26 protein-coding genes are annotated in these 26,721 nt (G+C 55.3%); 10 read left to right on the forward strand and 16 right to left on the reverse strand.

The annotated features are described in order from the left end of the window. Positions 1-97: 97 nt before the first annotated feature. Positions 98-313, reverse strand: a complete 216-nt coding sequence (locus tag NYE48_RS23730; protein ID WP_036707549.1) for a hypothetical protein — start codon at positions 311-313, stop codon at positions 98-100. Between the two features lie 250 nt (positions 314-563). Here NYE48_RS23730 and NYE48_RS23735 point away from each other — a divergent pair, with 250 nt between their 5' ends. The 5 genes from NYE48_RS23735 to NYE48_RS23755 all read left to right on the forward strand — a co-directional run bounded on the left by NYE48_RS23735 (position 564) and on the right by NYE48_RS23755 (position 6,261). Next, positions 564-713, forward strand: a complete 150-nt coding sequence (locus NYE48_RS23735; protein ID WP_341000167.1) for a hypothetical protein — start codon at positions 564-566, stop codon at positions 711-713. A 190-nt stretch (positions 714-903) separates the two neighbouring features. Next, positions 904-1,302: a GntR family transcriptional regulator gene (locus NYE48_RS23740; protein WP_339323399.1), complete on the forward strand. Its 399-nt coding sequence runs from the start codon at positions 904-906 to the stop codon at positions 1,300-1,302. Further along, positions 1,302-2,399, forward strand: a complete 1,098-nt coding sequence (locus NYE48_RS23745; RefSeq protein WP_341000168.1) for a DUF1648 domain-containing protein — start codon at positions 1,302-1,304, stop codon at positions 2,397-2,399. Before NYE48_RS23740 ends, NYE48_RS23745 begins: the two co-directional genes overlap by 1 nt. 122 nt (positions 2,400-2,521) lie before the next feature. Then, positions 2,522-4,156, forward strand: coding sequence for an alpha/beta fold hydrolase (locus NYE48_RS23750; RefSeq protein WP_341000169.1), 1,635 nt, complete (start codon positions 2,522-2,524; stop codon positions 4,154-4,156). 110 nt (positions 4,157-4,266) lie between these two features. Next, positions 4,267-6,261, forward strand: a complete 1,995-nt coding sequence (locus NYE48_RS23755) for a S9 family peptidase (protein WP_212950056.1) — start codon at positions 4,267-4,269, stop codon at positions 6,259-6,261. A gap of 58 nt (positions 6,262-6,319) precedes the next feature. Here the strand turns inward: NYE48_RS23755 and NYE48_RS23760 are convergent, their stop codons facing one another. Beyond that, positions 6,320-7,060 (reverse strand): IclR family transcriptional regulator, encoded by a 741-nt coding sequence (locus NYE48_RS23760; RefSeq protein ID WP_036707437.1) that lies wholly within the window; start codon positions 7,058-7,060, stop codon positions 6,320-6,322. 281 nt (positions 7,061-7,341) lie between these two features. Between NYE48_RS23760 and NYE48_RS23765 the strand changes: the two genes are divergently transcribed. Further along, positions 7,342-8,373: an alpha/beta hydrolase gene (locus NYE48_RS23765; RefSeq protein ID WP_341000170.1), complete on the forward strand. Its 1,032-nt coding sequence runs from the start codon at positions 7,342-7,344 to the stop codon at positions 8,371-8,373. 111 nt (positions 8,374-8,484) lie between these two features. On the opposite strand, the gene folE is transcribed toward NYE48_RS23765, so the two are convergent. The 6 genes from folE to NYE48_RS23795 all read right to left on the reverse strand — a co-directional run bounded on the left by folE (position 8,485) and on the right by NYE48_RS23795 (position 13,616). Next, positions 8,485-9,078, reverse strand: coding sequence for a GTP cyclohydrolase I FolE (gene folE, locus NYE48_RS23770; RefSeq protein WP_036707435.1), 594 nt, complete (start codon positions 9,076-9,078; stop codon positions 8,485-8,487). A gap of 61 nt (positions 9,079-9,139) precedes the next feature. Continuing rightward, the gene (locus tag NYE48_RS23775) at positions 9,140-9,382 is read right to left on the reverse strand and encodes a YneF family protein (protein WP_081992101.1); all 243 of its coding nucleotides are present in this window, start codon (positions 9,380-9,382) and stop codon (positions 9,140-9,142) included. Positions 9,383-9,475: 93 nt separating this feature from the next. Continuing rightward, the gene (locus NYE48_RS23780; RefSeq protein WP_341000171.1) at positions 9,476-10,510 is read right to left on the reverse strand and encodes an HD-GYP domain-containing protein; all 1,035 of its coding nucleotides are present in this window, start codon (positions 10,508-10,510) and stop codon (positions 9,476-9,478) included. A 48-nt stretch (positions 10,511-10,558) separates the two neighbouring features. Further along, complete coding sequence (gene queG / locus NYE48_RS23785) at positions 10,559-12,325, reverse strand: tRNA epoxyqueuosine(34) reductase QueG (protein WP_036707546.1); 1,767 nt, start codon at positions 12,323-12,325, stop codon at positions 10,559-10,561. A gap of 48 nt (positions 12,326-12,373) precedes the next feature. Beyond that, positions 12,374-12,979 (reverse strand): signal peptidase I, encoded by a 606-nt coding sequence (lepB, locus tag NYE48_RS23790; protein ID WP_212950051.1) that lies wholly within the window; start codon positions 12,977-12,979, stop codon positions 12,374-12,376. 208 nt (positions 12,980-13,187) lie between these two features. Beyond that, positions 13,188-13,616: a GNAT family N-acetyltransferase gene (locus NYE48_RS23795; RefSeq protein ID WP_036707425.1), complete on the reverse strand. Its 429-nt coding sequence runs from the start codon at positions 13,614-13,616 to the stop codon at positions 13,188-13,190. Positions 13,617-14,094: 478 nt separating this feature from the next. Between NYE48_RS23795 and NYE48_RS23800 the strand changes: the two genes are divergently transcribed. Together NYE48_RS23800 and NYE48_RS23805 are read left to right on the forward strand one after the other, a co-directional pair. Beyond that, positions 14,095-14,709 (forward strand): superoxide dismutase, encoded by a 615-nt coding sequence (locus NYE48_RS23800; RefSeq protein ID WP_036707423.1) that lies wholly within the window; start codon positions 14,095-14,097, stop codon positions 14,707-14,709. Between the two features lie 274 nt (positions 14,710-14,983). Then, positions 14,984-15,433, forward strand: coding sequence for a class I SAM-dependent methyltransferase (locus tag NYE48_RS23805; RefSeq protein ID WP_036707419.1), 450 nt, complete (start codon positions 14,984-14,986; stop codon positions 15,431-15,433). A gap of 120 nt (positions 15,434-15,553) precedes the next feature. Here NYE48_RS23805 and mutY read toward each other — a convergent pair whose 3' ends face one another. Beyond that, positions 15,554-16,714, reverse strand: a complete 1,161-nt coding sequence (gene mutY, locus NYE48_RS23810) for an A/G-specific adenine glycosylase (RefSeq protein WP_212950049.1) — start codon at positions 16,712-16,714, stop codon at positions 15,554-15,556. Positions 16,715-16,755: 41 nt separating this feature from the next. After that, complete coding sequence (acpS, locus tag NYE48_RS23815; RefSeq protein ID WP_036707416.1) at positions 16,756-17,151, reverse strand: holo-ACP synthase; 396 nt, start codon at positions 17,149-17,151, stop codon at positions 16,756-16,758. A 527-nt stretch (positions 17,152-17,678) separates the two neighbouring features. Here acpS and NYE48_RS23820 point away from each other — a divergent pair. Together NYE48_RS23820 and NYE48_RS23825 are read left to right on the forward strand one after the other, a co-directional pair. After that, the gene (locus tag NYE48_RS23820; RefSeq protein ID WP_341000172.1) at positions 17,679-18,263 is read left to right on the forward strand and encodes a helix-turn-helix domain-containing protein; all 585 of its coding nucleotides are present in this window, start codon (positions 17,679-17,681) and stop codon (positions 18,261-18,263) included. 21 nt (positions 18,264-18,284) lie between these two features. Beyond that, positions 18,285-18,722 carry a VOC family protein gene (locus tag NYE48_RS23825; protein WP_341000173.1) on the forward strand — a complete coding sequence of 146 codons (438 nt, stop codon included), beginning with the start codon at positions 18,285-18,287 and terminating at the stop codon, positions 18,720-18,722. 38 nt (positions 18,723-18,760) lie between these two features. Here NYE48_RS23825 and NYE48_RS23830 read toward each other — a convergent pair whose 3' ends face one another. From NYE48_RS23830 to nadE, 6 genes are all read right to left on the reverse strand, one after another. After that, a complete protein-coding gene (locus NYE48_RS23830) occupies positions 18,761-20,839 on the reverse strand; it encodes a beta-galactosidase (protein WP_341000174.1) in 2,079 nt (692 codons plus the stop codon). 20 nt (positions 20,840-20,859) lie between these two features. Then, positions 20,860-21,900 (reverse strand): glycoside hydrolase family 53 protein, encoded by a 1,041-nt coding sequence (locus NYE48_RS23835; RefSeq protein WP_341000175.1) that lies wholly within the window; start codon positions 21,898-21,900, stop codon positions 20,860-20,862. Positions 21,901-21,911: 11 nt separating this feature from the next. Next, positions 21,912-22,790 (reverse strand): carbohydrate ABC transporter permease, encoded by an 879-nt coding sequence (locus NYE48_RS23840; protein WP_036707412.1) that lies wholly within the window; start codon positions 22,788-22,790, stop codon positions 21,912-21,914. 17 nt (positions 22,791-22,807) lie between these two features. Next, positions 22,808-23,704 (reverse strand): ABC transporter permease, encoded by an 897-nt coding sequence (locus tag NYE48_RS23845; RefSeq protein ID WP_212950040.1) that lies wholly within the window; start codon positions 23,702-23,704, stop codon positions 22,808-22,810. A 185-nt stretch (positions 23,705-23,889) separates the two neighbouring features. Next, entirely contained in the window at positions 23,890-25,299 is a 1,410-nt protein-coding gene (locus NYE48_RS23850; RefSeq protein ID WP_341000176.1) for a hypothetical protein, read from the reverse strand. Positions 25,300-25,779: 480 nt separating this feature from the next. Continuing rightward, on the reverse strand, positions 25,780-26,589 hold the full coding sequence (gene nadE, locus NYE48_RS23855) for an ammonia-dependent NAD(+) synthetase (protein WP_212950032.1): 810 nt from the start codon (positions 26,587-26,589) through the stop codon (positions 25,780-25,782). Positions 26,590-26,721 lie beyond the last annotated feature (132 nt).

Below are 26,721 nucleotides of genomic sequence, written 5' to 3' on the forward strand. Positions count from 1 at the left end.
TGTCAGAAGATCATGCCCTTCAGCTATATTGAAGCATTTGCAGGCTCTGGGATACAAGCGGTTTTTGAATCTTTTTCCTGCCGAAGATTTTTGATCCTTACTCCGTACGAGCGGCCGGTTCCGGATTTCGGCTGGCGGCGTCAACCCTTTCTTGCGTGGCTTTAAAGCATTTTTTGCAGACTTTCATGGATGCGCCTTCCGTACTCGTGCGGGTATATAAAAGCTTGATCCTCCCGCTGCCGCAAACCGGACATGTCCCCCGGCCTCTGGACGGCAAATTCCATAATACGCGTCCCCGTTTCGTTTTTGCCATGAACATATAACCTCTTTTCATTCATTTTTCCGCGTTACATGCCCATTATAGGAGATGTGATGCGACATAAAATGTCGTAACAGTTTCCGCTTTCGCTTCTTTGCAAAATGGAGCGTTTCGAAATATGATGTTTATAACCGCCATGAAACGGGTAATGGTTCTACACATGCCGCGCCGAAACATAAGGGCGCTTCCGGTTTGCAGCCGCCATGACGCATGCAGGGTTAGCAAACCTTCGGAAGGAGAGATCATGATGAATGTGCCGCGCATTGCGCCTCTTCACCATTCGTATCCAAGACCACAGATCATCGCATCGAGGAAAAAGGAAAACCTGGAGCAAAACGCAACCTTCAAAGAGCTGCTCATGAAAAAAATGAAGCAAAAACAACAACGTGAATAAACCTGTCGCTTCGCGAACCAAAGCGTCTGCTTAAGCAGGCGCTTTTTTTGCGCAAGCCCGGCCGCCGTTCGCGGCCTTTTTGAGCTGCGGCTTTGGTCAAAATCCTTATTTACACCCAAAATTCTATCTGTTATATTTGTAGTATAACAGTTGCACTTTTGACATTTTGTTTGCGAAAGAAGGGCTTCTTATGATCATCCGTCTGGATATGCAGTCGGAACTTCCCATTTATACGCAGCTGATTAATCAGATTATCGAAGGCATCGCGAGCGGCAGCCTGCAGCCGGGAGAAGACCTCCCGTCCGTCCGGAGCCTTGCCGCGGATATCGGCGTCAACCTGCATACCATCAACAAAGCGTACACGCTGCTCAAACAGGAAGGTTACATTCAGATCCACAGGCAAAAAGGCGTCGTCGTCAATCCGGACGGCATGCCTCCCGCTACGCCGGAGTTTGAGCAGAAGCAGGCGGAGCAATTCAGGCCGCTGATCGCCGAAGCCATATGCCGGAGCATGGATAAGGCGAGCCTGCTGCAAATCGTCGAATCCATTTATGAAGACATCTCACATGGCAAAAAGGAGAATGCATAATGTACTGGATTTCTGCTTTCATGATTGTCGCCCTCTTCATCCCCATCATCATCGCGCTGATTTCCATACCGTTTCTCAGCAGGGAAACCGTCAGTTTCGGCGTTTCGGTCAGCGAAGAGATGTATCACAGCCCGCAGCTGCGGCGGATGAGACAACAATTTGCCTGGATTAGCGGCACGTTGTATGCCCTCCTGCTTCTCGGCTGCTTGTATTCGCTGATGAACGCCGGCGAAGAAGGCCAGGCCACCGTAATATCCATCTTTATTACCGCCGTGATTGTTTGCTCGGCAGCGATGAACTTCGCCTTTTATCTGAGAATGAAAAAAACGAAGGCCTCCCTGCCGACCGCGGCGCAGCAAAGCGGAAAAATCGCGATCGACACCCGGTTCCGCAGCAAAAAGATCACGGTCTCCAACCGCTGGTTCATCCTGCATATTGCCGTCATGCTGATCAGCGCCATTCTTGCGATTACGTACTACGACCAGTTCCCTGAGACGATCGCGATGAAATACGACTGGCATGGCGAAGTCACCCGCTCCGTCGACAAATCGCTTCAAGCGGTGCTCGGTCCGAACCTGATGCAGCTGGTCATGATTTTCCTGTTTATGTTCATGAACTGGATGATCCTGAAAAGCAAGCAGCAGATCCATCCCGACCATCCCGAGCTTTCGGCGCAGCGGAATGCGCTTTTCCGCCTCCGGTGGTCGATGTTTAACGTCGTCTCGGGGATGTTGATCACGCTGTTGCTGTCGTTTATTCAGCTCAATATGCGCTACAATCTGCCCGGCAACGTCGTGTTTCCCATCACGCTGTTGATGCCGGCCATCATCATCGTGATGGCCCTTGTCCTCTCGTTTACGACCGGACAAGGAGGCCGCCGCATCGGCCGCCCTTCCGGGGCCGCCAGCGCGACCGCCGTGAATGACGACCGTTTCTGGAAACTCGGCTTTATTTATTACAATCCGGACGATCCGGCCATGTTCGTGGAGAAGCGAATGGGCATCGGCTGGACGATCAATTTCGCCAGACCCGCGGCATGGATGATTTTTGCGGGGATTCTGCTCCTCATATTTGCCGCCGGTCATTTTGCAGGCTGATAATCGAAATTGGAGCATTCGCAGCTTCATCGGCATCGGCCATCCTAGAATCCAACCTCCGCCTTCATACGATGCCTTTCATTATATAAAAAGGAGCTAACCGCTCCAGAGGAGGAACCGTCATGAAAAAAAATTCGAAGAAACTACGCAAATTTGCCGCCGCATCCCTCGCGCTTGCGCTGTCCGTGCCCGCAGCTTCCGCCGCAGCGGAATCGTCCAAGGCCGGGACGGCGTACGCGCCGGTGCGCGAAGCCGCGTCCAAGCTGGGCGTGGAGGTTCGCTGGGATCAGGCCGCCCGCACGGTCACGCTGGTCAAAGGAGGCCAAACCCTCGTGCTGACCCCGGGCAAAGCCCAAGGCGTATTCAACGGCAAAGCCGTAAACGTAGGAGGTCCGGTTCAGCTCGTTTCCGGCAAAACGCTTGTGCCTGCCGGTTTCCTTACCGGCATTTTCGGCCAACCGGCAACCCCGGGGGAAAGTACCAACCCGGAAGCTTCCCAAGACACAGCCGATTTGTTCCTGAAGGAGCTGCAAGCGGGCAACGGCGCCAAAGCCGCCGAATACATGAGCCCCGCTTTCCAAAAAGCGCTGCCTGTTCAAGCCATCAACGGCTTGTGGAGCAATTACGAGCAGCTGTATGGAAAGGCGCCTTCGAAACCCTCTGCCAGAACGGAGCAAACGAATGCCGTCTACCGCAACGTTTCCTATCTGCTTCAGTGGGGACAAATGCCGGTGAACGTAACGCTCAGGCTGAATGGCGAAGGCCGGGTGGATGACATGTATATCGGCCCTGTCAGCTCCGGCGGATACCAAAAGCCCGCTTATGACAACCCGGCCGCCTATACGGAACAGGAAGTGCGCATCGGTGAAGGCCAGTGGGCCTTGCCCGCCACGTTGACCCTTCCGCAAGGCGAAGGACCGTTCCCTGCCGTCGTGCTTGTCCACGGCTCCGGGCCTCATGACCGCGATTCCTCGATGGGCGCGGCCAAGCCGTTCCGCGACCTGGCCGTCGGTTTGGCGGCCAAAGGCATCGCCGTTCTTCGCTATGACAAGGTGACCTACGAGCATACCTTCAAGGTTGCGGCCGATCCGAAGTTCACGCTGAAGAAAGAAACCGTGGATGACGCCGTCACCGCCGTCAAGCTGCTCAAACAAACGCCTAAGATCGATCCGGGCCGGATCTTCGTCGCAGGCCACAGCCAAGGCGGTTTTGCGATGCCGCTGATCATCGATGCGGACCAAGGCAAGGACATCGCGGGCGCGATCGTGCTCTCGGGCCCTAGCCTGAAGTTTGCCGATACGCTGATCGAGCAGCAGCAGGAGCTGGTTGCGCGCGTCAAAAAGCTGGGCCAGGACCCTGCCCCGTACGAACAGCAGGCGGCTGCATGGACCCAAATCGCTCAGCTGGTGAACGATCCGCAGTATACCGTGGACCATATGCCTGAAAAATTCCCGCTCTCCCCGGCGTATTGGTGGTTTGAGCAGAAAAACTATAAACCCGTCGATCTGGCCGTCAAGCAACAAACGCCGATGCTCGTCCTGCAAGGCGAAAACGATTGGCAGGTGACGATGAACCAGTTCAACGAGTGGAAAAAGGCGCTTCAAGGCCGGAGCGGCGTCGAATTCAAATCGTATCCGAAAATGAACCATCTGCTCGCGGAATACGACGGCATCTCGATCGGTGCCGAATATGCGATGCCGTCCAACGTATCTTCCGCGCTGATCTCCGATATCGCGGCGTGGATTCGGAAAAAGTAACGGGCTGCGGGGTTCTCGGCTTCCGAAGGAATCGGGATGGAATTTACGCCCATTCTCTGGGATAATGAACTCATGAAATGGTTCATCTTTTATATGGGAGGTCTTTTTCGATGAGTGAGAAACGCGTAATGACAGCCGAGGACCTGTACCGCATCCGCTGGGTAAGCGATCCTGCAGTTTCGCCCGAAAACGGCGCGACTGCGTACATACTGAAATCGGTCAACGACAAACATGACGGGTACGTGACCCAAATTCGCCTGATTCAGCCCGGCGGCGCGGACGTTCCGTTTACGGCCGGCGAGCAGGACGGAGCGCCGCAGTGGTCCCCTGACGGTGCGCAGCTGGCTTTTCTCCGGAAAAAAGGCGATGCGCGCCAGGTGTGGATCATGCCCGCGCATGGCGGCGAAGCCCGGGCCGTGACCGAATTGAAGCATGGGGTAAGCGCATTCAAATGGTCGCCGGACGGTTCCGCCCTGCTTCTTAAAGCCGAAGCGCCGGACGACAAGGAAGAGCAATTGGACGCCAAAGCCAAGGACGAACCTGCGCTGCCCGAGGAAAAAATCGTGGACCGCATCCGTTACAAAGCCGACGGCGTCGGTTTGCGAAGCGGCCGCAGATCGCATTTATTCGTATTCGACATCGCGGGCGCAAGCAGCGTCCAGATAACGTCGGGCGCGTTTGACGTCGGGGCTTTCGCCTGGTCGCCGGACGGCAGCCGCATCGCGTATACGGCGGAGCTGCCTACGGACGAGTATGCCGACGCCGATCTGAGACCGACGAACGATCTGTATGTAACGGATCGTACGGGAAGCGAAACGCGCCGGCTGACGGACGGCAAAATCAGCATCGGTTCCGTCAGCTATACGCCGGACGGCGGATCCATCCTGATGCTTGCGGATGATCTGTCCTGCGGTTACGCCACGCTGACCCGCATATATCTCATCCCGGCGGAAGGCGGCGAATACCGCGCCCTCTATACCGATCTCGACATCCAGATCGGCCACAGCTGCGTCAGCGATATGCGCGCAGGCGCCGGAACGCCGCCGGTCTTCAGCCCGGACGGAGCGCATGTATACCTTCAGGTGAGCCAGCTGGGGCGCGTCGAGATCGCCCGTTATGCCCTCGACGGCTCCGAATTCGAAATCGTCGCCGGCGGGGACCGCGAGATCTACCAGTTCGCCCTGACGCCGGAAGGCAGCCTCGTATTTGCCGCTGCCGATCCTTTGCACCCCGGCGATTTGTACCGGCTGGAACTGCCGGGCCGAACGGAAACCCGCTTGACCGAATGCAACAAAGAGCTATGGAGCGAGCTGACGCTGAGCGAGCCGGAAGAGTTCCGGTACGCGGCCGGAGACGGCTGGCCGATGCAGGGCTGGATCATGAAGCCGATCGGCTTCAAGGAAGGCTCCAAGGTACCGGCCGTTCTCGAAATCCACGGCGGACCGCAAGCCATGTACGGCCATACGTTCATGCATGAGTTCCAGCTGCTGGCCGCCGCCGGTTATGCGGTATTCTACACGAATCCGCGCGGCGGGCACGGCTACGGACAGGTCCATGTCAACACGGTCCGCGGGGACTATGGCGGACGGGATTACCTCGACCTGATGGAATTTACGGACTACGTGCTGGACCACTATCCTTTCGTGGACGGCTCCCGTCTCGGCGTGACCGGCGGAAGCTACGGAGGATTTATGACCAACTGGATCGTCGGCCATACGAACCGCTTCCAGGCGGCCGTCACCCAGCGTTCCATCTGCAACTGGCTTTCGTTCTACGGCGTGAGCGATATCGGCTACCACTTCACGGAGGACCAAATCTGGGGCAATGCGTGGGATGACGTCGAAAAGCTGTGGAAGCATTCCCCGCTTGCTTATGTCAAAAACGTAAGCACCCCGCTGCTCATCCTTCACGGCGAGCAGGACATGCGCTGTCCAATCGAGCAGGGCGAGCAGATGTTCGTCGCGCTGAAGCGGCTGGGCAAAGAAACGCAGCTGATCCGTTTCCCGGGAGCGGATCACAATCTGTCCCGGAGCGGCAATCCGTATCTTCGCACAAGACGCCTCACCCATATCGTCCGCTGGTTCAAAGAGCATATCGAGGCATAAAATCAAACAAAGCCCGCGCCGGCCGTAACGTTTACGGTCGACGCGGGCTTTTTGCCGTCTAGATCATCAGTCCCATTTCATGGGCCGCTTCCATCAGTACCGGCGCAAACTCATGCAGCGTATCCTCGCCGATCCGGCTGATCGGACCGGATACGGAAAGCGCCGCAGCCACTTCCCCCCTCCGGTTCACGATCGGCACGGCAACCGCGGCCGCTCCCGGCTCGCGCTCTTCGAAGCTGGTCGCGTATCCGCGCTCCCGGATCTCCGCCAGCATGCGGAGGTAACCTTCCGGATCGGGCATCTCCGGCCATTCCGGATCGCCGAACAACTCCCGCCGGTCTTCCTCCGAAGCAAAAGCGACAAGCACCTTGCTCGAAGCTCCGACGTACAGCGGCAGGCGGGCGCCGACCTGAGCCACGCGGCGGATCGCCTGGTTGCTCTGCACCGCCTGGATCCGCAAGCGGTCTTTTCCGTCCCGCAAATACAAGCTCACCGTTTCCCCGAGCCGGTCGCGCAACCGCTCCATCGCCGGAAGAAGCAGCACGGCCGGATCGTCGCTTTTGGACAGATGCGTGGACAGCTCCCATACCTTCAGGCCCAGGCGGTATTTTTCCGTTGCCGCATCCCGCGCGACGAATCCCTTCTCCTCGAGCGTCGTCATCAAACGATGCACCGTGCTTTTGTGCAGGCCGATCTGCCCGGCGATTTCGGTCAGCCCGAGCTCGCTGCTTTTGGTAAAACACATCAATATGTCAAGCGCGCGCTCGACGGCGCGTACGGTTAATTTGCGGTCTTCCATTCCTGTTCCCGCCCCTCTTAATGTTTCACCAAATGAAACATGGTTACAATAATTATAAAAAATTCAGCCCCCAAAGTCTACTTTTTCGCTAAAAATCTGTTTTGGCGGCGCTAAAAAAAGAAACCGTTTTTTTGGGCCAGGCCGATTGACTTTAGGCGATCTACCGCATAGGATATAGAGTAAAATTTTTTCTGTTTCCGAATCGGGTGTATAATAGGTAAACTAGAGACAGGCTCGAAATTTGTAGAATCCTGAAATTTTGATATAAAGGAGGGGCTCTCATGAATATGGCAACCCGAAACGACGCCCAAATTTCTCCCCCCCTGACCGAGACACCCATTCCACTCACCCCGCGGCTGATCCGCGTGAAGCATATTCTCGTTGCCTTGCTGCTGTCGGTCGTGTTTTTCCTTCTCTTTTGTTTTATCGCCTTGCACGCGTACATCGCTTGGGTGCTTTCGAACCCGACCGTTGCGCCGCTGTATTCGAATCCGAAGCAGGCAAAAAACATGGCCTATGAAAACGTGACCTTCCCCGCCTTGGACGGCAGCCGGATGATGCAGGGCTGGTACATTCCCGCCGCCGGATCGAAAAAAACGATCGTGTTCAGCCACGGCTACGGCGCAAACCGCGAGGAAACGTGGATTCCGATGTACGATCTGGCCCATTACGCGCACCGGATGAATTTTAACGTCATCATGTTCGATTACGGCTTCGCGTCCCAGACCAGCAAGGCGGTGGCCACCGGCGGCAAAGCCGAATCTCAGCAGCTGCTCGGGGCGATCGAGCTGGCCAAACAACGCGGCGCGAAACAGATCGTCGTGTGGGGCTTTTCGATGGGAGCCGGGACGGCGCTTCAAGCCGGGCTGCAAACCAAGGATATCGACGCGATGATTTTGGACAGCACTTTTTTGCTGGAGCCGGACACGTTGTACCATAATATCAAAAACCAAATCGACCTTCCGCGCCATCCGTCGCTCGAAATTTTGGAGCTGCTGTTCCCGGTGCTTAACGGAACGAGCCTCCACCAAATTCCTTACCAGCAGGTCAAAAAGGAAGATTACCCGTTCCCGATCTTTTTCGTTCACGGCACGGATGACGAGAAGGCCCCTTACCCGATTGCCGAAAAATTGGCATCCAACCAGTCGAATCCGTATTCGGACGTTTGGATCGTCAAAAACAGCCATCATGAGCTCATTTTCCGCGAGCATCCGCGCGAGTATCTTCGCCGCGTCTCCTCCTTCCTCGCCAACGTGAAGCTTGCCGAACGGAAGGACATCGACAATGCGCCCGTGATCCAAAACAAACGGTAAACAGCCTTTCGCCCAATTAGGCCAAGGCGCTTCCGAAGCCCGGGCATACAAAAAGGCATCATCGAAGATCCGATTCGGGTCTTCCATGATGCCTTTTTTATGATGTTCCGATTATTCTTTGATCAAAGACAAAAACTCGGCTCTGGAAGCCGGGTCCTCGCGGAAAATGCCGCGGACCGCGGATGTCACCGTTTTGCTGCCCGGCTTTTTCACGCCGCGGGCGCACATGCACAGATGTTCGCCTTCCACGACCACCATGACGCCATGAGGCTGCAGAACTTCGACCATGATGTCGGCAATTTGCGACGTGATGCGTTCCTGGACCTGCAAACGGCGCGTGATCGCCTCCACCAAACGGGCCAGCTTGCTCAGTCCCGCGATTTTGCCGCTCGGAATGTACCCGATATGGACTTTCCCGAAAAACGGCGCCATATGATGCTCGCATTGGCTGTAATAAACGATATCCTTGACGATCACGAGCTCCTCGTGGTTTTCATCGAAGGTAACGCCCAGCACATCCCTCGGGTCCACTTCGTACCCCGCAAAAATTTCCTCGTACATCCGCGCCACGCGCGCAGGGGTTTCAAGCAGGCCCTCCCGCTGCGGGTCTTCGCCGATCAATTTCAAAATTTCCGCGATGTGGTGTTCCACCTGTTCACGGTTTTCCCGAACCTTGTTGTTTACGTAATCTTTAACGCCGGCCACGGCACTTCCCTCCTCTCGCGGCTTCTTTTTTTTCGCTTCACGGATTTATCGACAATCCGGCTTATTTGCGTTTGCCTCCGCCAGGCTTCTTTTTGCCGCTGAACTGCGGATTGTTTTTCATCATTTGCTGCGCTTTCTGCATTTGACGATTGTTTAGATTATACCCCATCTGTTTGGCCATTTTTTGCAGCATTTGTGGATCACTCTGCATTTTCTCCATTTGCTTGCGCAAATAAAACACGCCGATGAAAAAGCCGCCGACCAAGCCGACGATCAGCGTAATCACAGGAATGACATATTGCATGTTCCGCCACCTCATCGTTATAAATCAATACTTTGCGTGCATAGCAACACGAACCTATCATAGCATGTCCCCGTGTGGCTCGCAAATGGATTTCTACGATAAAACCGCCTCGATGAATACCGTCGTCTCCTTCGCCAAATCCAGTTCTTTGACGTCGAACCGGCTGGCCTCCCCCTGAACGATCCGGATGACCGGACGCCCGGGCAGGCCGCGATGCTGGCGGACGACGACGCCCGTTTGCTTGTTGGACAAACGTACCGCCGTGCCGTTCGGATAAACGGATACGATCCGGTTGAACTGCAGCAGCACTTCATGGTCCAGCTGCTTTTCCGACATCGCCATCATTTCCTCGCAGGCTTCGTGCGGCAGCAGCTTTTTGGCCTGCGGAGGCAGCGGATGAACGAGCCGTTCGTAGGTATCCGCCGCCGACACGATTTTGGCGTACAGATGAATTTCATCCCCCGCAAGTCCCCGCGGAAGGCCCAGACCGTCCACCCGTTCATGGTGCTGCAAGGCCACGTGCGCGATCAGGAGGCTGAATTCCCTTCTGCTTTTCAGCTTTTCGTATCCTCTCCAGGTGTGATGCCCTTTAAGGTCGGGAATGAGCAGATCTTCCTCCCTTATGCCCGTTTTGCCGATGTCGTGCAGGAGGGCCCCCGTCGCAAGTTCCTTCAGCTGTTGATAGTTGAGGCCCATGTTGATGCCCATGACGCTGGATAACAGGCATACGTTGATGGCATGTATATATTGGCCGTTGTCTTTCGTCCGGATATCGGTCAATTGGACCAACACTTCCTTGTTGCTCATCACGTCCGTCAACAAGCTGTCCACGCTGCTCCCGATCATCTGGGTGTTCCAATCCTTGCCGGAACGGATCGCCTCGAACGTGCTGTTCATGGCTTGGATCATGCCCTGCTTCGTCGCTTCGCTGAGCATATCGTCCGTCTCGACGTCCTCGAACATCGGATCCTGGATGTACAGCATCGTCACGCCGATCCGGTTGAGCGTGCTGATCATGTACACCGTCAATTGAACGCCGGCGCCCAAAAGCACCGTCCCGTTCGCGGAGTAGATCGTTTTGCCCAAATACTGCCCGGGCTCCACATGGTCTATGCTCACATACCTCATCGTCTTCCCCCGATTTCGGAGCGGCCGAAAAAAGAACCCTTCGCCGCTTTACTCTTCGATCCGCTTGTTTCTTTCGGGGAGCGCATTTTCGTGGTTCAAAAGCTTCCGTTTCGTTTCAAGCCCGCCGCTGTAGCCCGTCAGGCCTCCGCCTTCCTCAAGCACGCGATGGCAGGGAATGATGACCGGAACGGGATTTTTGTTCACGGCTCCGCTGACGGCCCGCATCGCTTTCGGTCTCCCTATGGTCTCTGCGATCGTCCCGTAAGTGCGGATCTCTCCATAAGGAATATCGGCAACTGCGTCCCAAACCTGAAGCTGGAACGATGTGCCGCGCAAATCGAGCGGAACGTCAAACGTCTGCCGTTTGCCCGCGAAGTATTCGCCAAGCTGGCGTTTGGCCTCTTCCAGTCGTGCATCGTCGTGCTCCAATTCGCCGCCTCCGCACCAGGTGCGGGACCATTTTTGCAGGACGGCTTCCTTGACGCTGAAGCTGCCGAATTCGATCAGGCACAGCCCTTTGTCGGTGGCGCATAACGTTAACGGCCCGATGATCGACTGCATTTCGTCGTAATAAATCGTTTCCGGTTCTCCGCCGAGCGCCGGCGAAAATTCCGATGCCTCGTTTTTGTTTTCCGCTGCTTCCGCTTTCGTTTGCGATTGAAGTTGCGCTTTGGCGTCCGTGAGCATTTCCCTTACTTTCTCGTCCTGCTCTTCCGCCAAGGCTTTATTCATGATGTCCAATGCCTCTTCGCCTCCTATGCGTCCCAGCGACCAGGCGGCGGTTCCCCGCAGCTCCGGCCGTGGATCTTTCAGCAGCACCTCTCCGAGTTTGGGCACCGCAGATTTGTCTTTGTAATTACCGAGCGCGATGACCGCGTTGCGCTGGATCGGCTTCCGGCCCCGCCAGGCGGCGGCGCTTTCGCCGAACTTTTCTTTGAACTCCCGGTTGCTCATGTCCAGAATCGGCAGCAATAGCGGCCGGTCTTTGTCGGGCACCGGCAACAGGTCCGGATGATGCGTCCAATGCTTGCCTTTGTTTTTCGGGCAAATCACCTGGCACGTATCGCAGCCGTACAGCCGGTTGCCGATTTTGCGCATGACCTCGTCCGTCAGAAATCCTTTCGTTTGCGTCAAAAAGGAAATGCAGCGCTGCGCGTTCAGCTGCCCCGGACCGACCAGCGCGCCCGTCGGACAAGCGTCGATGCATAGCGTGCAATCCCCGCAATCCTCCGTCACCGGCGTATCCGGCGGGAACGGGATGTTCGTGACCATCTCGCCGAGAAAAATCCAGGAGCCCCATTTCGGCGAAATGATGCAGCAGTTTTTGCCGCTGAAGCCGATTCCGGCCCGCTCCGCGACCGCCCTGTCCACAAGCGCCCCGGTATCCACCATGCTTTCCATGACCGCATCCGGCACCCGTTCGCGGATAAAAGCCTCCAGCTTTCCCATCGCCTCGCGCAGCACCTGATGATAATCCTTGCCCCAAGATGAACGCGACAAGACGCCCCGGTATTTGCCGGGTTCGTTTTTTGGCGGGTTTGGCATTTTGGAGGAATACGCGACGGCGATGGAGATGAGCGAGGCTGGTTCTGCGGAAGGCAATGCGGGGGTGATTCGTTTATCCAAATCCGGCTCCTCGAAGCCGGACTCATACCCAAGGTCCCGGTGATTTTGCAAAATGGCTTTTAACGATACGAAAGGGTCCGCGGAAGCGAAGCCGATCTCGTCGATGCCGAAATCGGCCGCAGCCTCCTTGATTTCCTGCTTCAGCTGCTCCCACCGGGAAGGCGGAGGAGCATAAGCGGATGGATTCATGGTTATCAAAAGCTTGCGCCTCCTTCACAGCATGCATTCAAACCGATGTTACAAGCCCTTGATTTCGGAGATCGGCCAAAAAATGAATTCGGCCCTGCCGACGATCGCTTTGGCGCTGACGCTGCCGAAAGAGCGGCTGTCTTTGCTGGCGCGGGCATGCCGGTTATCCCCCATCACGAAATAATGATCCTTGTCCAGCTTGACCGGACCGAAATCCGGATCCTGAATTTCGACCTCGGTATACGGCTCCGTCTGGACCTCGCCGTTCACGTAAAGCTTGTGGTCTTTGACTTCCACCGTATCGCCGGGAACGCCGATGATCCGTTTGACCAGATATTCCTTTTTATCCGGCCCGTTGCTCGGATCATGCAGCACCACGATTTCGCCCCGGCTCGGCGATTTGAAATCGTACACGATTTTATCGATAAACAGCCGTTCCTTCTCATGCAGCGTGGGCTGCATGGATTGGCCTTTGACCATCGACAGGTTAAACACGAACAAATTCAGCAGCATCATGATCACGAACGCAATGACGATCGTTTTCGCCCAGTCCCACGCTTCGGCGGCAAAACTGCGCTTTTTCGGTTCCGCTTCGGGCGGCCGTCCCGGATCGTTCCCGGAGCGCCCCTGCTCTTGCAGTCGAGCTTGATTCATGCCACACCTCATTTTTAGACAAATTCCCCTTATATACAGAAAAGCATATCTTGCGCGGTTTTGCAACGGCAGCAAAGATATGCTCAATATAGAAAATATTGTTTATTGACAACAATAATGGATGTACTTTTTGTAATTTCTGGCGTTTTGGGCATGTCCGGACGGCGGCCGCACACACGCAAAGGTTATTTTCAGTTATAAAACTAAATTAGTGCTGCGGGCTTATGATGCTCAGCTTCTGGAATGCTTCCAGCACCTTGTTGGCACCGTAACCCATCGCTTCGTAAAGAGGCATCGCTGCTTTGTTATGCTCGTCGCCCGCGATCCATATCCGGCTCACCTTCCGGTTCTGGAAACGCTGCTCCATCGCCGACACAAGGGCTTTGCCGACGCCTTGGCGGCGGTAGTCGGGATGAATGGCAATGCGGTAATAGCAGCCGTGGTTGTGCTCGATCGTGCCGATCAACGCGCCCACGATTTCATCGTCTTCCTCTGCGACCAAAATCAGCTCCGAATCCCAGGACAGCTGCCTGGAGAACGGCCCCATCGTATTCCGGTAACATTCTTCGGACAAGGCAATCTTCATCAATTCGGTCACATCGGTACAATCACTTAACTGAAAGGAACGAACACGCATGATTAAATCTCCCTTTTTCGTCAGCTTGTTTGGATCCTCGGAAGATCAAGCTCCTCTTATAATCCAGAATAAATATTACGACAAAAAACGTTAAATTCCTGCTTTATCATCCATTAAAGCATAGTTTTCTTTAAAAAACACGCTTTTTCTTTTGAAAGCGCTTTATAGCAAACGTTTTCAATGTAATATAAGTTTATAAAACCAGATATTGGTTATTTGTCCGCGCATAAATATCCGTAAAACGGGTAATGGTTAATATGGGTTATAGGCCTTTATAACCTAATCGCACGGTCACGCAGACTTTTTAAACATAAATGTTGATTTAATTGAAAAAATACGGTTTAATTGTACTTGGAAGCATTACTGTTTGAAACCGGTCAATAAAGGAGATCCCGCCAACCGCGGCGTTTCCTTTATGAAGAGGATCAATGTTCATTGATTCCTTGAATAAAAGAAAACAATACAGGAGGTATTTATCATGGCATTTCAATTACCTGCACTTCCTTACTCCAACGATGCGCTCGAGCCGCATATCGACGCCCAAACGATGGAGATCCACCACGACCGTCACCATAACACCTATGTAACGAACTTGAATGCAGCGTTGGAAAACGCTCCTGAACTGCAAAATAAAAGCTTGGAAGAGCTGCTGACCAACCTGGACAGCGTGCCTGAAAGCATCCGTACCGCAGTACGCAACAACGGCGGCGGCCATGCCAACCACAGCATGTTCTGGGAAATCATCGGACCAAACGGCGGCGGCGCTCCGACCGGCGCTTTGGCTCAAGCGATCGACAGCGAGCTTGGCGGCTTCGATAAATTCAAAGAAGACTTCGCCAAAGCGGCTGCTGGCCGTTTCGGAAGCGGCTGGGCTTGGCTCGTCGTCGGCAAAGACGGCAAACTCGCCATCACCAGCACGCCGAACCAAGACAACCCGATCATGGAAGGCCAAACTCCGGTTCTCGGCCTGGACGTTTGGGAGCATGCTTACTACCTGAAATACCAAAACAAACGCCCTGATTACATCGCCGCTTTCTGGAACGTTGTAAACTGGGACGAAGTCGGCAAACGTTACGACGCTGCCAAAAAATAATAAGGGTTATGAGGTGACGGGCCGTTCCGTTGCCGTCCGATCCTTTGAAAAGCGGTTCAAGCCTAGGCTTGAACCGCTTTTTTTATTTTAGCCTGCAGTAAAATGCGTCTGCAGCACGCCTGCAAAAGCCCATGAGTCCCGTCATCGTGCCTCTTATTCAGCCTTGCATTCCTATCATCGAAAAAGCAAATTCAAGGTGGAACAAGGAAGGGATGGAATCAGAACCGTCGAAATTCAGTTAGGAGAGTACAAGCCCAAATAGGCGGTGAATATCGTGGATCAGTCAGTTCTTGTTTTTTATGATAACCTGGCAGAAGATTACCATCTTATTTTTCATGATTGGAAACATGCGGTTTCGGTGCAAGGCGAAGTTTTAAACGGAATCATTTGTTCTAAAGTCGGGAGTCCGGGCAACGAGGTTATGTCCCTATTAGACTGTTCCTGTGGGATCGGCACACAAGCAATCGGTCTGGCTAACCATGGATTCAAAGTAACCGCTACCGATTTAAGCCCGGTATCTGTTGAAAGAGCGAAAAAGCACTTTTTATTGCAGCAAGAGAATGGACAATGGATAACGAAGCATAGCAAAACAAGGTACAGAGCTTTATTGCGGGATGAATTCACCCATATGTTGAGTGCGGCCGGGTTCTCGGATATCGAGTGGTGCATGCCGTCAGAATCGGGTTATTACCAGCCCATTGTAACGGCGCGAAAGAAATTGTGAACAACAAAAAATGGATATGGCTCAGATCTGCTCTGAAACCTCTATCCATTTTGATTTTCACCTTATAATGCAGCCTTTTTGCTGTCCGCATGATTCAACTCTAAACTTCCCATGTCGGGTTTACGGCCGCTTCCCCTTAAAATGCTCCTTCAGGATTCTCAGGAACACGTTCGGAAAAGCGTACAGCTCCATATCCTCTTCGTTGATCCAGCGATACTGCGTGCGTTGCGCGCCAGCATCAGGGTCAGCATCAGGCGCATAAACCGCCCGGGATTCGGCCACGGAAAGCAAATCCTCCTCGCGGCAGCGGTACACCTGAAGGTTCCAATGAATATGGCTGAACGTATGCTCCGCATCCATCATGAACCCTTCCGGCCGTGCGTGAATCCCCTCTTCCAGCAGCATGTCCGCCACGATATCCATGGCCGGCTCGTCCGGGAGCCTTCCCTTGCGGCTTTGCGGAACCTGCACATGCGGCAGCTCCCACATGCGGGCGAGCAAACCTTCCTGCGGACGCTGACGGATCAGAACCTTGCCTTCGTGCGGACCCGATCCTTCGACCAGGGCGACCATCCGATACTCCGGACGCGGCGGTTTCGCTTTGGTTTTCACCGGGAGCGACTCTTCCACACCTGCGATCCTTCCGGCGCAATGCTCCATGACCGGACAAGTCAGGCAATGCGGCGATTTCGGCGTGCATACGAGCGCGCCAAGCTCCATGAGCGCCTGGTTAAAATCGGAAGCCCGCCCCTCCGGGATCAATTCCGTGACAAGCCCTTCCATGAGCGCCCTCGTGCTTCCTTTCATGATGTCTTCTTCGATCAAAAAATAGCGCGACAGCACGCGCATCACGTTGCCGTCCACCGCCGGTTCCGGTTTGTTGAAGGCAATGCTGAGAATCGCCCCCGCCGTGTACGGGCCGACGCCTTTGAGCGCAAATACCGCCGCCCTGTCATCCGGCACCTGTCCGCCGTGAAGCTCCTTTACCTGCTTGGCGGCCGCCTGAAGATTTCGTGCGCGCGAATAATACCCAAGGCCCTCCCAGCATTTCAGCACGTCCTGCTCCGGCGCGTCCGCCAAAGCCTCGACGGTCGGAAACCTTTCGATAAACCGTTTGAAATAAGGGATCACGGTATCGACGCGCGTCTGCTGCAGCATGATTTCCGATACCCAAATATAATAAGGATCCCGGTGGCGGCGCCACGGCAAATCCCGTTTATTTTCCATGTACCATTCCAGCAGGTGCCCGCTGAAATACTCTTTTTGTTCCGTTTGATCCATAACGCTGCTTCAAATCCTTCCGCTTTCTTCTCCCTCACGCTTTACAATCTTTTTTCGACCACCGCAAACGCCGAAGCCAGCTCGGTTTGGTGGGATATGGTCAAATGGATCGTATACTCCGGTTCGCCCGGAAGATTCAGGCGTTCCCATGCCCCCCGGCTCAGGGCGGCCACGGGTTTCCCGCTGGAATCCGGCAAAATTTCGATGTCTCCAAAGCCGATTTTACTCCCGATGCCGCAGCCGAAAGCTTTGGAAATCGCCTCTTTGGCGGCAAAACGGCCGGCAACGAACTCCGTCAGCTTCCCGCCTCTTTTTCTGGCTTCCTCCCGCTCTTTTTCGGTAAGCACCCGCTCCATGAACCTGAATCCAAGCTGTCCGCTTAGCAAAAGCGCAAGCCGCTTGATTTCCAGCACGTCATGCCCGATTCCGTGAATCAATGGACCACACCTTCCTTCCGTGACATACAAACTCTATTGTAGCAGGAGACATCCCGGGAAGCGAGTCCATGCCGGCCATCATTCAAGCGGTAACCTTCGGAAAATTTCTATGAAAAGCGCACGGGCCGTCGGCCGCATCCTATTTCCCCGTCCCGCATGGGCCGGACATGCGTCGGGCCTAAGCGCAGCCACGGAGAGCTTCTTTGTACATTCAATATATCATGGACCAACCGTATCCAATTCGATCATTGCCCCCGTCAGCCGGTCCAAACCGCAGTTCCGGTCACCTCATCATACGAACGGGCTGAATAGTTCAATCGTTTTCGTACTGCCTTCAAGCGATAAAATCACCGGAGAAGGAACGCACAGAAAGCGTCGGTTTTTCACAATACCCATGGTGGTGTGCTCTGTTATAATTTCTGTGGAACCTGCGTAAATGAGGATGCCCAAATACGAGAAAACACGGGTGTGTGAAGCTCTTTCCAAAACCTGTTCCCGTAGAACACACGAAGAGGTGAGTTTGCACGATGGAAACCCTCCGTACAATTTATCCAAAACAGATGCCGTTGCTTGATCAGAAGACTATGCCGCTCCAGATCCCGCGTGATGGAGTTTGGCTCAGGCTTGCCCTCACATTGGAAGGAACGGTGCGCCGCAGCGCGTATGCCAAACAAATCCTTTGCTCAGAGCAATTTAACGCCGCGCGAACGCGCTGGACTCCTGCCGATTTGACTTTTCTGCAATCCGCACTAGAGCTGCTGTACAATACACAGGGCCGAATCCGTATAAGTACACTTGCCGCTGAGTGCTTTCTTTCATTGCGCCAATTCGAACGACGTTTTAAGCAGTGCATAGGCGTATCGCCGAAGGTGTTCGCTCGTCTCCTCCGCTTCGAGGCACTGCTTGGCTCATTAATACAAGGGCCGGCCATTTCTTTCACTGACGTCTCTTCCCGTCTTGGCTATCATGATCAAGCCCATGTCATCCATGAATTCAAAACATGGGCAGGCTGCACGCCAACGGCGTTTATCGCACGAGCTAAGCAGCGGGAGATGGGAAGGCCTATCGTTAACAAACCTCGATGTATTCCTGAACCTTTATATATCGTCTAAAAAAAAAGGAGAAGAAGAAGTATGTCTCTTACTGAAGGATCATTTCAAATTCCCTGGCAGGGTATCCACCACATCGCCTTGCTTACAGCGGATCTGGACGCGACGATTCGCTTCTACCGGGACGTGTTGGGGATGCAAGCCGGTGATATCGCCCTGTCCCAGGAAGGTCGCGGCAGGCACTGTCTTATTTTGGTTAAACCAAACGACGACAACGTATTGGGCTTTCATTTCTTTGAACGCCCGATAATTAAGACAACGCTGGGCCCTTCAGATACTCATCCACAGAGTTTGGCCCCCCATGTTGCCCTGCGGCTCCCGGACGCAACCGCCGCGGTCGCTTTGCGCGCGCGTTTGAGCAATGCCGGCGTTCCCGTCACGGACATTCCCGAATTGGGGACATTTGTGTTTTTCGACAACAATGATCTGTGTTTAGAAGTCACTTGGCCCAGAGGTATGTGACCCTATGAAAAAAAGCGGAGCCGCTGGCTCCGCCTTAGTTATGATGAGATTTGCATCGCGTTCCTTTTCAAAATCCGGAAACCGTGCTTATTCAGCTCCATTCCGCCCTTTACGGTTTCCCCGCTCAACACGTCGGTGTACTGCCTGGAATCGAGCTTTACCTGCTGCACCCGGCCGCTGAAGTTCAGCACGAACACGTAATCCGTGCCGCCGTCCGATCTCAGCTGTGCCGTGACCCCTTCGGGAAGCTCCGTATCGATCGCTTGACGGACACCGGCCTCCCGGATCAACCGGGCATAAAAATCGGCGTAAAACGGCTCCTTCGCCCGCGATGCCAAATAATACGCTTTGCCTTCCCCGTAAGCATGAACCGTCAGCGCCGGACGCCCGGCATAAAAATCGTCGCCGTATTCGGCAAGCACCCGGGCGCCTTCCGGGTGGATCAAATCGCACAGGTCATATAACCCGTACGATCCTTCAAGCCCCAACGCGTTGTCTTTGAGGCATACCATCTCGTTGCGCTCGCCTTCATGCAGACCGTCCATCTCCTCGGACCAGATGCCGAGCACCTGCCGCAGCGGCCCGGGGAATCCGCCCAAATGGCACAGGTCGCTTTCATTGACGATCCCCGACCAGTACGTGGCGACAAGCGTGCCTCCCCCCGCGACAAACGCCTCCAGGCCGGCGCCGGCTTGCTCCGTGCACAGATACATCATCGGTGCCACGATCAGTTTATACCTGGAAAAATCGTCTTCGGAGCAGATGACGTCCACGGGTACGCCCATGTTCCACAAGGCCCGGTAGTGCTGCATCACCGTGTTTTCGTAGTCGATGCCCCGGTTCAGCGGTCCTTGCGCATCCTTCACGGCCCAGCGGTTGTCCCAGTCGGCGATGATCGCCGTCTCCGCCGGAACGCCGGAGCCGGTCACCTCGGCGATCGTTTCCAGCAACCCGCCCAGCTCGGCCACATCCTGAAATACGCGCGTATGCTCGTGACCCACGTGGTCCACGACCGCTCCGTGAAATTTCTCGCTCGAACCGCGGCTTTTCCGCCACTGAAAATACTGCACGGTGTCCGAACCGTGCGCCACCGCCTGCAGCGACGACAACAGGTGCATGCCCGGCCGTTTCAGCTTGCTGACCGGCTGCCAGTTCGTCAGGCTCGGCGTGCTTTCCATCAGCATGAACGGCCGTCCGCCCTTCAGCGAACGGAACAGGTCGTGATTGAACGAGAACCAGGCGGCAAGCTTGCCCGGCTCCTGCGTATCATGCCAGGTCGGGTACGCGTCCCAGGAGATGACGTCCAGCATGTCGGCAAATTTGCGGTAATCCAGGCCCTCGAACCAGTCCATCATGTTGGTCGTCACCGGCAAATCCGGCCGGATCGCCTTGAGCGGAGCGATTTCGGCCCTGCAGAAATCCGCCGTTTGGTCCGTCACGAACCGTTTCCAGTCCAAATTATGCCCATGGACCATCTTCTCCCCGTGCGGGGCTGGAGATTCGATTTGCGACCAGTCCGTGTACGTATGGCTCCAGAACGCCGTCCACCAGGCGCGGTTCAGCGCTTCAAGCGTGCCGTAGCGCTTTTTCAGCCATTCGCGGAACGCTTCCTGGCAATTATCGCAGTGGCAGTCCCCGCCGTATTCGTTGGAGATGTGCCAGCCGACCACGGCCGGATGGTTGGCGTACCGCTCCGCCAGCTTCGTGTTGATGATCCGGGTTTTCTCCCGGTAGGCCGGCGAAGTGTAGCAGTGGTTGTGCCGTCCTCCATGCAAATTGCGCACGCGGTTCTCGGAAACCCGCAGCACCTCGGGATACCGCTGCGACAGCCATGCCGGCCGAGCGCCGCTTGGCGTTGCAAGCCACGCGTAGATCCCGTTCGCGGCAAACCGGTCCAGCACCCGGTCCAGCCATTCGAACGTAAACGTCCCCTCTTCGGGTTCCAGGGCGGCCCAGGCAAAGATGCCCACGGCCATCACGTTGCATTTTGCCAGCTTCATCAGCCGGATATCTTCCTCGAGCACTTCCGGGCTATGCTGCCACTGGTCCGGATTATAATCGGCCCCATGCATGAACCCGGTAATTTTCGGGCTGATGGGCGGATAAGTTTTCACCATGTATAACTACCTCGTTTCAGTTATGGAATGTACAGCGCAGGCAGCGGGCTGCCGTCGTGATCGAACAGCGTAAGATTGCTCCAATTGTTCGCGTGGCCGACCGACCACTCCCTCTGCGACGGGATCCAGCACGGCTCCCAATAATAAAACCCGATCCCCCGGCCGCCCGGCGTCCGGCGGATCACGTCCGCGAACGCCTTCATGTACGCCGCCTGCCCCTCCGGCGTGGCCGGATACGCGGCGGGCAATGCCTCATCATTCTCTACGATGAGGGGAAAACCCTCTCTGGCACGGAAAGTCCACGGGTAAGCCGTCTCCACGACGATCAGGTCCCGGCCGTACCGCTCCGCCAGCTCGTCCAGATTGCGGCTTAGCTGCTCCAACGGGCCGTGCCACCAAGGATAATAAGACAGACCGATGACGTCATAATCGATTCCTTCCGCTTCCATCCGGTCGAAGAACGACCTGCTCCCTTCCGGATCGCCGCCCCGGTCGATATGCAGCATGATCCGGACGGACTCATCCGTATCCCGTACGGCGCCGATGGCCGCCTTCAGCAGGCCGCACAATCGGGCCCACTGTCCGTCGGCCGCGACAGGATCCCCTTCAGCGCCGATCCTGCCGTCCGGCCACAGCATGCCGTACGTGATTTCGTTCCCGATCTGCACCATGTCCGGCAGCGCGCCTCCCGCCCGCAGCACGGCAAGTACCTCGTACGTGTAGTCGTAAACGGCCTGCTCCAGTTCCCGGCCTTGGAGATCCGTCCATAACGCTGGCTTCCATTGGTTCGCCGGATCGGCCCAGCGGTCCGAATAATGGAAGTCAAGCAGAAGCTGCATCCCGAGCGCCTTCACCCTTTTGGCCATCAGAAGAGTCCGTTCCAGATTGCAATACGTTCCGGGCGGGTCGTTCCAGATCCGCAGCCGGATGGAATTGACGCCGCCATCCCGGAGGATGCGCAGCGCATCCCCGCTTTCGGTTGCGTCATGAAACACGCCCCCTCCCTGCTCGATCTCGTCGAGAAAGGATACGTCCATGCCCTTGATCCATGCTGATTCCATGCCCATCCTCCTTATTCTTTAACCGATCCCAAAACCAGGCCTTTAACGAAATATTTCTGCAGAAACGGATAGACGAGCAGCACCGGCAGCGCTCCGATGAAAATTTGCGCCGCGTTGACCGTCTTTTGCGACAGCAGCGCCACTTCCTTCGGATCGATGCTCATCGAGCTCATGTCCTTCTGCACAATGACCGTCTGCAGAAAGGTGGCCAGCGGAAACGACTTGGAATTGTTCAGGTACAACAGCCCGTCGAACCAGGAATTCCAATGAAACACCATGCTGAACAAAGCCAGCGTCGCGATGGACGGAAGCGAAACCGGAAGATAAATCGCAAAAAGCGTACGAAAATGTCCGGCCCCGTCGATAAAGGCAGCTTCCTCCAGCTCCTTCGGGATGCCCCGGAAAAAGTTGAGCAGCAAAATCGTCAGATAAACGTTGACCGCTCCCGGCAGCACCAGCACCCAAAAGGAATTGATCAGATGAAGCTTTTGGATGACGATATAAAAAGGCACCAGCCCCCCGCTGAAAATCATCGTGAACACGAAGATCCACGAATAAGCGGTCCTCGCCTTAAACACGCGCGATTCCTTGGACAGCGGATATGCCGCCAGAAAGGCAAGCAGCAGCGTCAAGCCGGTCCCGATGACCGTCCGTTTGACGGACACCCAAATGGAATGCAAAAAGATCGGGTTATCGATCGTTTTTTTATAGGCTTCGGTCGAAAATTGAACCGGCCAAAGGCCGACCAGGTTGGCGTCCGCCGCCGACTTGGCGCTGAACGAAACCGCCAGCACATGCAGCAGCGGAATGATGCACGCGAGCGACAGGAACAGCAGCAGGATCGTGTTGAAAATGGTAAACAAGCGGTATGAAGCGGTTTTATGATACATGCGTTTATGTCCCCCTCTTAGAAAATCCGGTAGTTCGCCAGCTTATACGCCAATCGGTACGAGATCAGGATCAGCACCATCGAAATGACGGACTTGAACAATCCGATCGCCGTTCCGAGCCCCATTTCCCCGTTCAATATCGCCGTGCGGTACACGAAGGTGTCGATGATGTCCCCTTTTTGGTACACAAGCGGGTTGTACAGGTTGAAAATCTGGTCGAAGCCCGCATTCAAAATGTTGCCGAGGGCCAGCGTGCCGACGACGACCGCGATCGGCAGCATCGACGGGATGGTGATGTGCAGCGTCTGCTTCCAGCGGGACGCGCCGTCCACTTCGGCAGCCTCATAAAGCGACGGGTTGACGTTCGCCAGCGCCGCCAGAAAGACGATCGTCCCGAAGCCGAATTCCTTCCAAACGTCCGAAGCGATCACGGTAAAGCGGAACCAGTTGTTGTCGCCGAGGAAAAAGATCGGATCCATGCCGAACCAGGAGCTTAAAATCCGGTTCAGGAAGCCGCCGTCCGTGGACAGGAAGTCCAGCAAAATGCCGCCGAGGATGACCCAGGACAGAAAATGCGGCAAATAGACGAGCGTCTGGACGAAACGTTTGAAAAACGCCCTTCTCACCTCGTTGAGCAGCAGCGCAAACGTAAACGGCGCCACCAGGTTCAGGACGATTTTGAGCGCCGAGATGATCAGCGTGTTCCAAATGACCTCGATGCTGTCCTGCCGCGCGAACAAGGTCCGGAAGTTGTCCAGCCCGACCCACTCGGAATGCGCAAATCCGAGCCACGGCTTGAAATTTTGAAAGGCCATGACGATCCCTGCCATCGGCACGTAGCTGAAAATAATGAGAAACACGAGCGCCGGCAGCACCATCGCGTGCAGCGGCCAGTTTCTTTTTAAACGGTTCATGCGCGTTTTCCCCCTCATGATTGCTTATCTCCTTCTAGGTACCGACATTATAGCAAGGGGCCCGAAGCGGCCTGTAGCCCATAAAACCAACATAAATGGCACTATTGCAACCAATTGCGAAAGGGAATCGGCTGCACATCAAAAAGCGGCATGCCATCGCATGCCGCCCGTTTGCCTTTTGCCGGTTATTTGCCCAGCTTGGAATACCAGTCGTTCACTTCATTCGTCATCTGATCGCCGCCAGAGGCTTTCCACTGCTCGACGAACTTGTCGAAGGCCTCTACGCCCTGCTTCCCATAGATGATTTCGTTGAAGGTCTGGTTCTCGATTTTATTGAGGTAATCCAGCTTGGATTTCATGGTGGCCGTCGTAGGGCCGGTGTACATGTTCGGATAAGCGATGCCTTCCTGGGACATCAGCACTTTGGCCGCCGCCGGCGTTTCCAGGCCGTAGTTAAGCTTCACTTCTTTTTCCAGGCGGGTCGTCGCTTCCTTGCCGTCCGCCAGATTCAGGAGCGCCTTTATCTGGGCGTCCGGAATGCGCGCGCCGTCCCGAACGAGCAGGTAGCGCAGGCTGTTGACGTAACCTCCCGGAATTTGGTCGTACCGCAGCGGTTTTCCGCTCGCGTCGAAATCGTAGTCGTAGCCTTTGAACAAGCCGTTTTCGAATATGCCGCCCGGTTTGGAATCGGCCAGATTGTCATACATGTAGTTCTGGTACGTAAAAAACGCTTCCGGATGCTTCATGTCCTTGTTGATCAGCGTCACGCCGTTGGTAAACAGCGTCCCGTGGCGCCCGGCCTTGCCGTCCGGACCAGCCACATTGACCAGGTAGGTCTGCCCGTCGAGCTCGAGCGTGCGGTTCTCCTCGGCCTGGAGCGTTTCCTTCTGCAGCTGGCGCAAAATCCGTTCCGTCAGCGGCTTGTCCGCAGACCGGTTGTAAATGACGCCCAGACCCGGCTTGAAGTATACGGGATCCCTGCGCCCGTCGCTTTTGAATTTATCGAGCATATCCTGGATGTTGCCGCTTTCGAACTGAAGCTCAATGATCAGGTTCGCGTCCTCCGGATGACTGAACGAGGAGTAGGGATAAGCCGTAAACAACGAAAACACGTAATACGCCTCGTCTCCCTGCCCCATTTTTTTCACCTGCCAGCCGGGCTTCATCCGCTTCTTGAGATCGTCGTTGTCATAGTGGTCCACATCGTTGTCGGATACCACCCTGCCAAGCGACGGGGAAAATATGTAAAGCTTCGTTTTCCAGTTGGAGGAGCTTTCCTGGATGTTGAGCTTGGTCTGGATTCGTTTCACCACGTTAATGATATCGAGGTTAAAATATTCGCTGCTTAAAAAAATGTCTTTGAACCCGAAAATGTCGGGATCCTGGATCAGCAGGTTCGGCCACAGCGAAAACAGGTCGATGTTCGTATTGACCTGCGACTGGAAAAAACTCAATTGGTTTGCGTTCGATTGGTTGAGCTCCGTTCCCAGCACTTCCGTGCTCGTACGGTTGGAGTAATAGTAAAGCCCTACGATCGGGACGAGCATCATGACGAGAAGAAGGACCATTTTTCGGAACAACGTATGTCTGGGCACGGGAAATTCACACCTTACGTCCATATTTTATCTGATGAATCGTTTGCCAAGCCTCACGGTGCCAAAAGCAACATCATTATACGGTATGCCGGCGGAATCCAGCAGATCCGTTTCGGCAAAGCCGGGACAGGCTGCAAAAAAACGCGAAAAGGAAGCCGCCGGAAACCGGCAGCTTCGCCATGCCGCGTTGGTTATCGGGGCCGATGCGAGCTCAAGCTGAACGCGCTTTCATATACAAAGTGGCAGCCGACGCATCTTTCTCTCCATTGTAACGGGCAGGCGCGAGGGCGAAAAGGGATGCCCCTGCAACATTTCTGCACTTTTCGCAACCCCTTGGCATGTCTCCGGCATCTCGGCCGCCCAAAGACCTTCCGCAAAACGGCAAGCGCATTCAGGCCGTACGCGGACCCGGAGATGACCGAACCTAAAAAGACAGGCCGCAGCCGCGGCCTGTCCCTGCTGTTCACTTCCCGATATCGCTCAAATGCCCGGAATCGGACTGCGCTTGTGCGCGGTTCGTTTATAAAAGCTTTCAAGACGCTTTTGCGCCTCCGGGCTGATTTCCTTGCCTTCGAGGTAATCGCTGTTTTCCTCATAGGTAATGCCCAGCTCGCCTTCGTCGGTCTGCCCTTCCCACAGCCCGGCGGTCGGAGCCTTGTCCAAAATGGCCTGCGGCACGCCCAAATAACGCGCGAGCCGACGAACCTGGCGTTTGTTCAGCGTGCTGAGCGGGGCAAGGTCCACCGCGCCGTCGCCCCATTTCGTATAAAATCCGGTCACGGCTTCGGAGGCGTGGTCCGTGCCCACCACAAGCAGCTTCAATTCGAACGCCAGGGCATATTGCATCACCATGCGGGTCCGGGCTTTGACGTTGCCTTTTCCCTGCGGGGACAAATGGCGGTACAACCCGATTTGCTTCAGTCCCTGCTCGGCTTCAAGCGCAATCTCGCCGACCGCGTCTTCGATGTTCGTCTCCGCGGTATGCTTCAGGTCAAAAGCCCGGGCCACGGCATAGCTGTGTTCGATGTCCTCCTGCGTCCCGTAAGGCTGGAAAACGCCAAGCGTCATGTATTCCCGGCCGGTTTCCGCCGACAGCTCGTCGGTCGCCTGTTTGCACAATCCCGCGGCCACGGCGCTGTCGATTCCGCCGCTGATGGCGATCAACAGGCCTGTCGCTCCGGCCTCTTTTACATGCGCTTTCAGAAAGTCCACTCTTTTTCTGACTTCCGTTTCTTCGTCGATCACGGGTTTAACGCCTAATGCTGCAATGATTTCTTCCTGCAGACTCATCGCCGGCCACCTCTTTTCCTAGTGTCATGGACGTCGCGCGTAACGAACCGGCATGTGTTCCATGTACCGCGAAACGCCCGCATCAAAACACGAAAGCCCCGACATCGGCTGACGCCGAAAATCCGGGGCAAA

The organism is Paenibacillus sp. FSL M7-1455 (assembly GCF_038004655.1).
Taxonomy (GTDB): Bacteria; Bacillota; Bacilli; order Paenibacillales; family Paenibacillaceae; genus Paenibacillus_AQ; species Paenibacillus_AQ cookii.

Coding starts and splice junctions, on each gene's coding strand:
- NYE48_RS23730 (WP_036707549.1), bottom strand. CDS start 313: ATGGCAAAAACGAAACGGGGACGCGTATTATGGAATTTGCCGTCCAGA.
- NYE48_RS23735 (WP_341000167.1), top strand. CDS start 564: ATGATGAATGTGCCGCGCATTGCGCCTCTTCACCATTCGTATCCAAGA.
- NYE48_RS23740 (WP_339323399.1), top strand. CDS start 904: ATGATCATCCGTCTGGATATGCAGTCGGAACTTCCCATTTATACGCAG.
- NYE48_RS23745 (WP_341000168.1), top strand. CDS start 1,302: ATGTACTGGATTTCTGCTTTCATGATTGTCGCCCTCTTCATCCCCATC.
- NYE48_RS23750 (WP_341000169.1), top strand. CDS start 2,522: ATGAAAAAAAATTCGAAGAAACTACGCAAATTTGCCGCCGCATCCCTC.
- NYE48_RS23755 (WP_212950056.1), top strand. CDS start 4,267: ATGAGTGAGAAACGCGTAATGACAGCCGAGGACCTGTACCGCATCCGC.
- NYE48_RS23760 (WP_036707437.1), bottom strand. CDS start 7,060: ATGGAAGACCGCAAATTAACCGTACGCGCCGTCGAGCGCGCGCTTGAC.
- NYE48_RS23765 (WP_341000170.1), top strand. CDS start 7,342: ATGAATATGGCAACCCGAAACGACGCCCAAATTTCTCCCCCCCTGACC.
- NYE48_RS23775 (WP_081992101.1), bottom strand. CDS start 9,382: ATGCAATATGTCATTCCTGTGATTACGCTGATCGTCGGCTTGGTCGGC.
- NYE48_RS23780 (WP_341000171.1), bottom strand. CDS start 10,510: ATGAGGTATGTGAGCATAGACCATGTGGAGCCCGGGCAGTATTTGGGC.
- queG (WP_036707546.1), bottom strand. CDS start 12,325: ATGAATCCATCCGCTTATGCTCCTCCGCCTTCCCGGTGGGAGCAGCTG.
- lepB (WP_212950051.1), bottom strand. CDS start 12,979: ATGAATCAAGCTCGACTGCAAGAGCAGGGGCGCTCCGGGAACGATCCG.
- NYE48_RS23795 (WP_036707425.1), bottom strand. CDS start 13,616: ATGCGTGTTCGTTCCTTTCAGTTAAGTGATTGTACCGATGTGACCGAA.
- NYE48_RS23800 (WP_036707423.1), top strand. CDS start 14,095: ATGGCATTTCAATTACCTGCACTTCCTTACTCCAACGATGCGCTCGAG.
- mutY (WP_212950049.1), bottom strand. CDS start 16,714: ATGGATCAAACGGAACAAAAAGAGTATTTCAGCGGGCACCTGCTGGAA.
- NYE48_RS23820 (WP_341000172.1), top strand. CDS start 17,679: ATGGAAACCCTCCGTACAATTTATCCAAAACAGATGCCGTTGCTTGAT.
- NYE48_RS23825 (WP_341000173.1), top strand. CDS start 18,285: ATGTCTCTTACTGAAGGATCATTTCAAATTCCCTGGCAGGGTATCCAC.
- NYE48_RS23830 (WP_341000174.1), bottom strand. CDS start 20,839: ATGGTGAAAACTTATCCGCCCATCAGCCCGAAAATTACCGGGTTCATG.
- NYE48_RS23835 (WP_341000175.1), bottom strand. CDS start 21,900: ATGGAATCAGCATGGATCAAGGGCATGGACGTATCCTTTCTCGACGAG.
- NYE48_RS23840 (WP_036707412.1), bottom strand. CDS start 22,790: ATGTATCATAAAACCGCTTCATACCGCTTGTTTACCATTTTCAACACG.
- NYE48_RS23845 (WP_212950040.1), bottom strand. CDS start 23,704: ATGAACCGTTTAAAAAGAAACTGGCCGCTGCACGCGATGGTGCTGCCG.
- nadE (WP_212950032.1), bottom strand. CDS start 26,589: ATGAGTCTGCAGGAAGAAATCATTGCAGCATTAGGCGTTAAACCCGTG.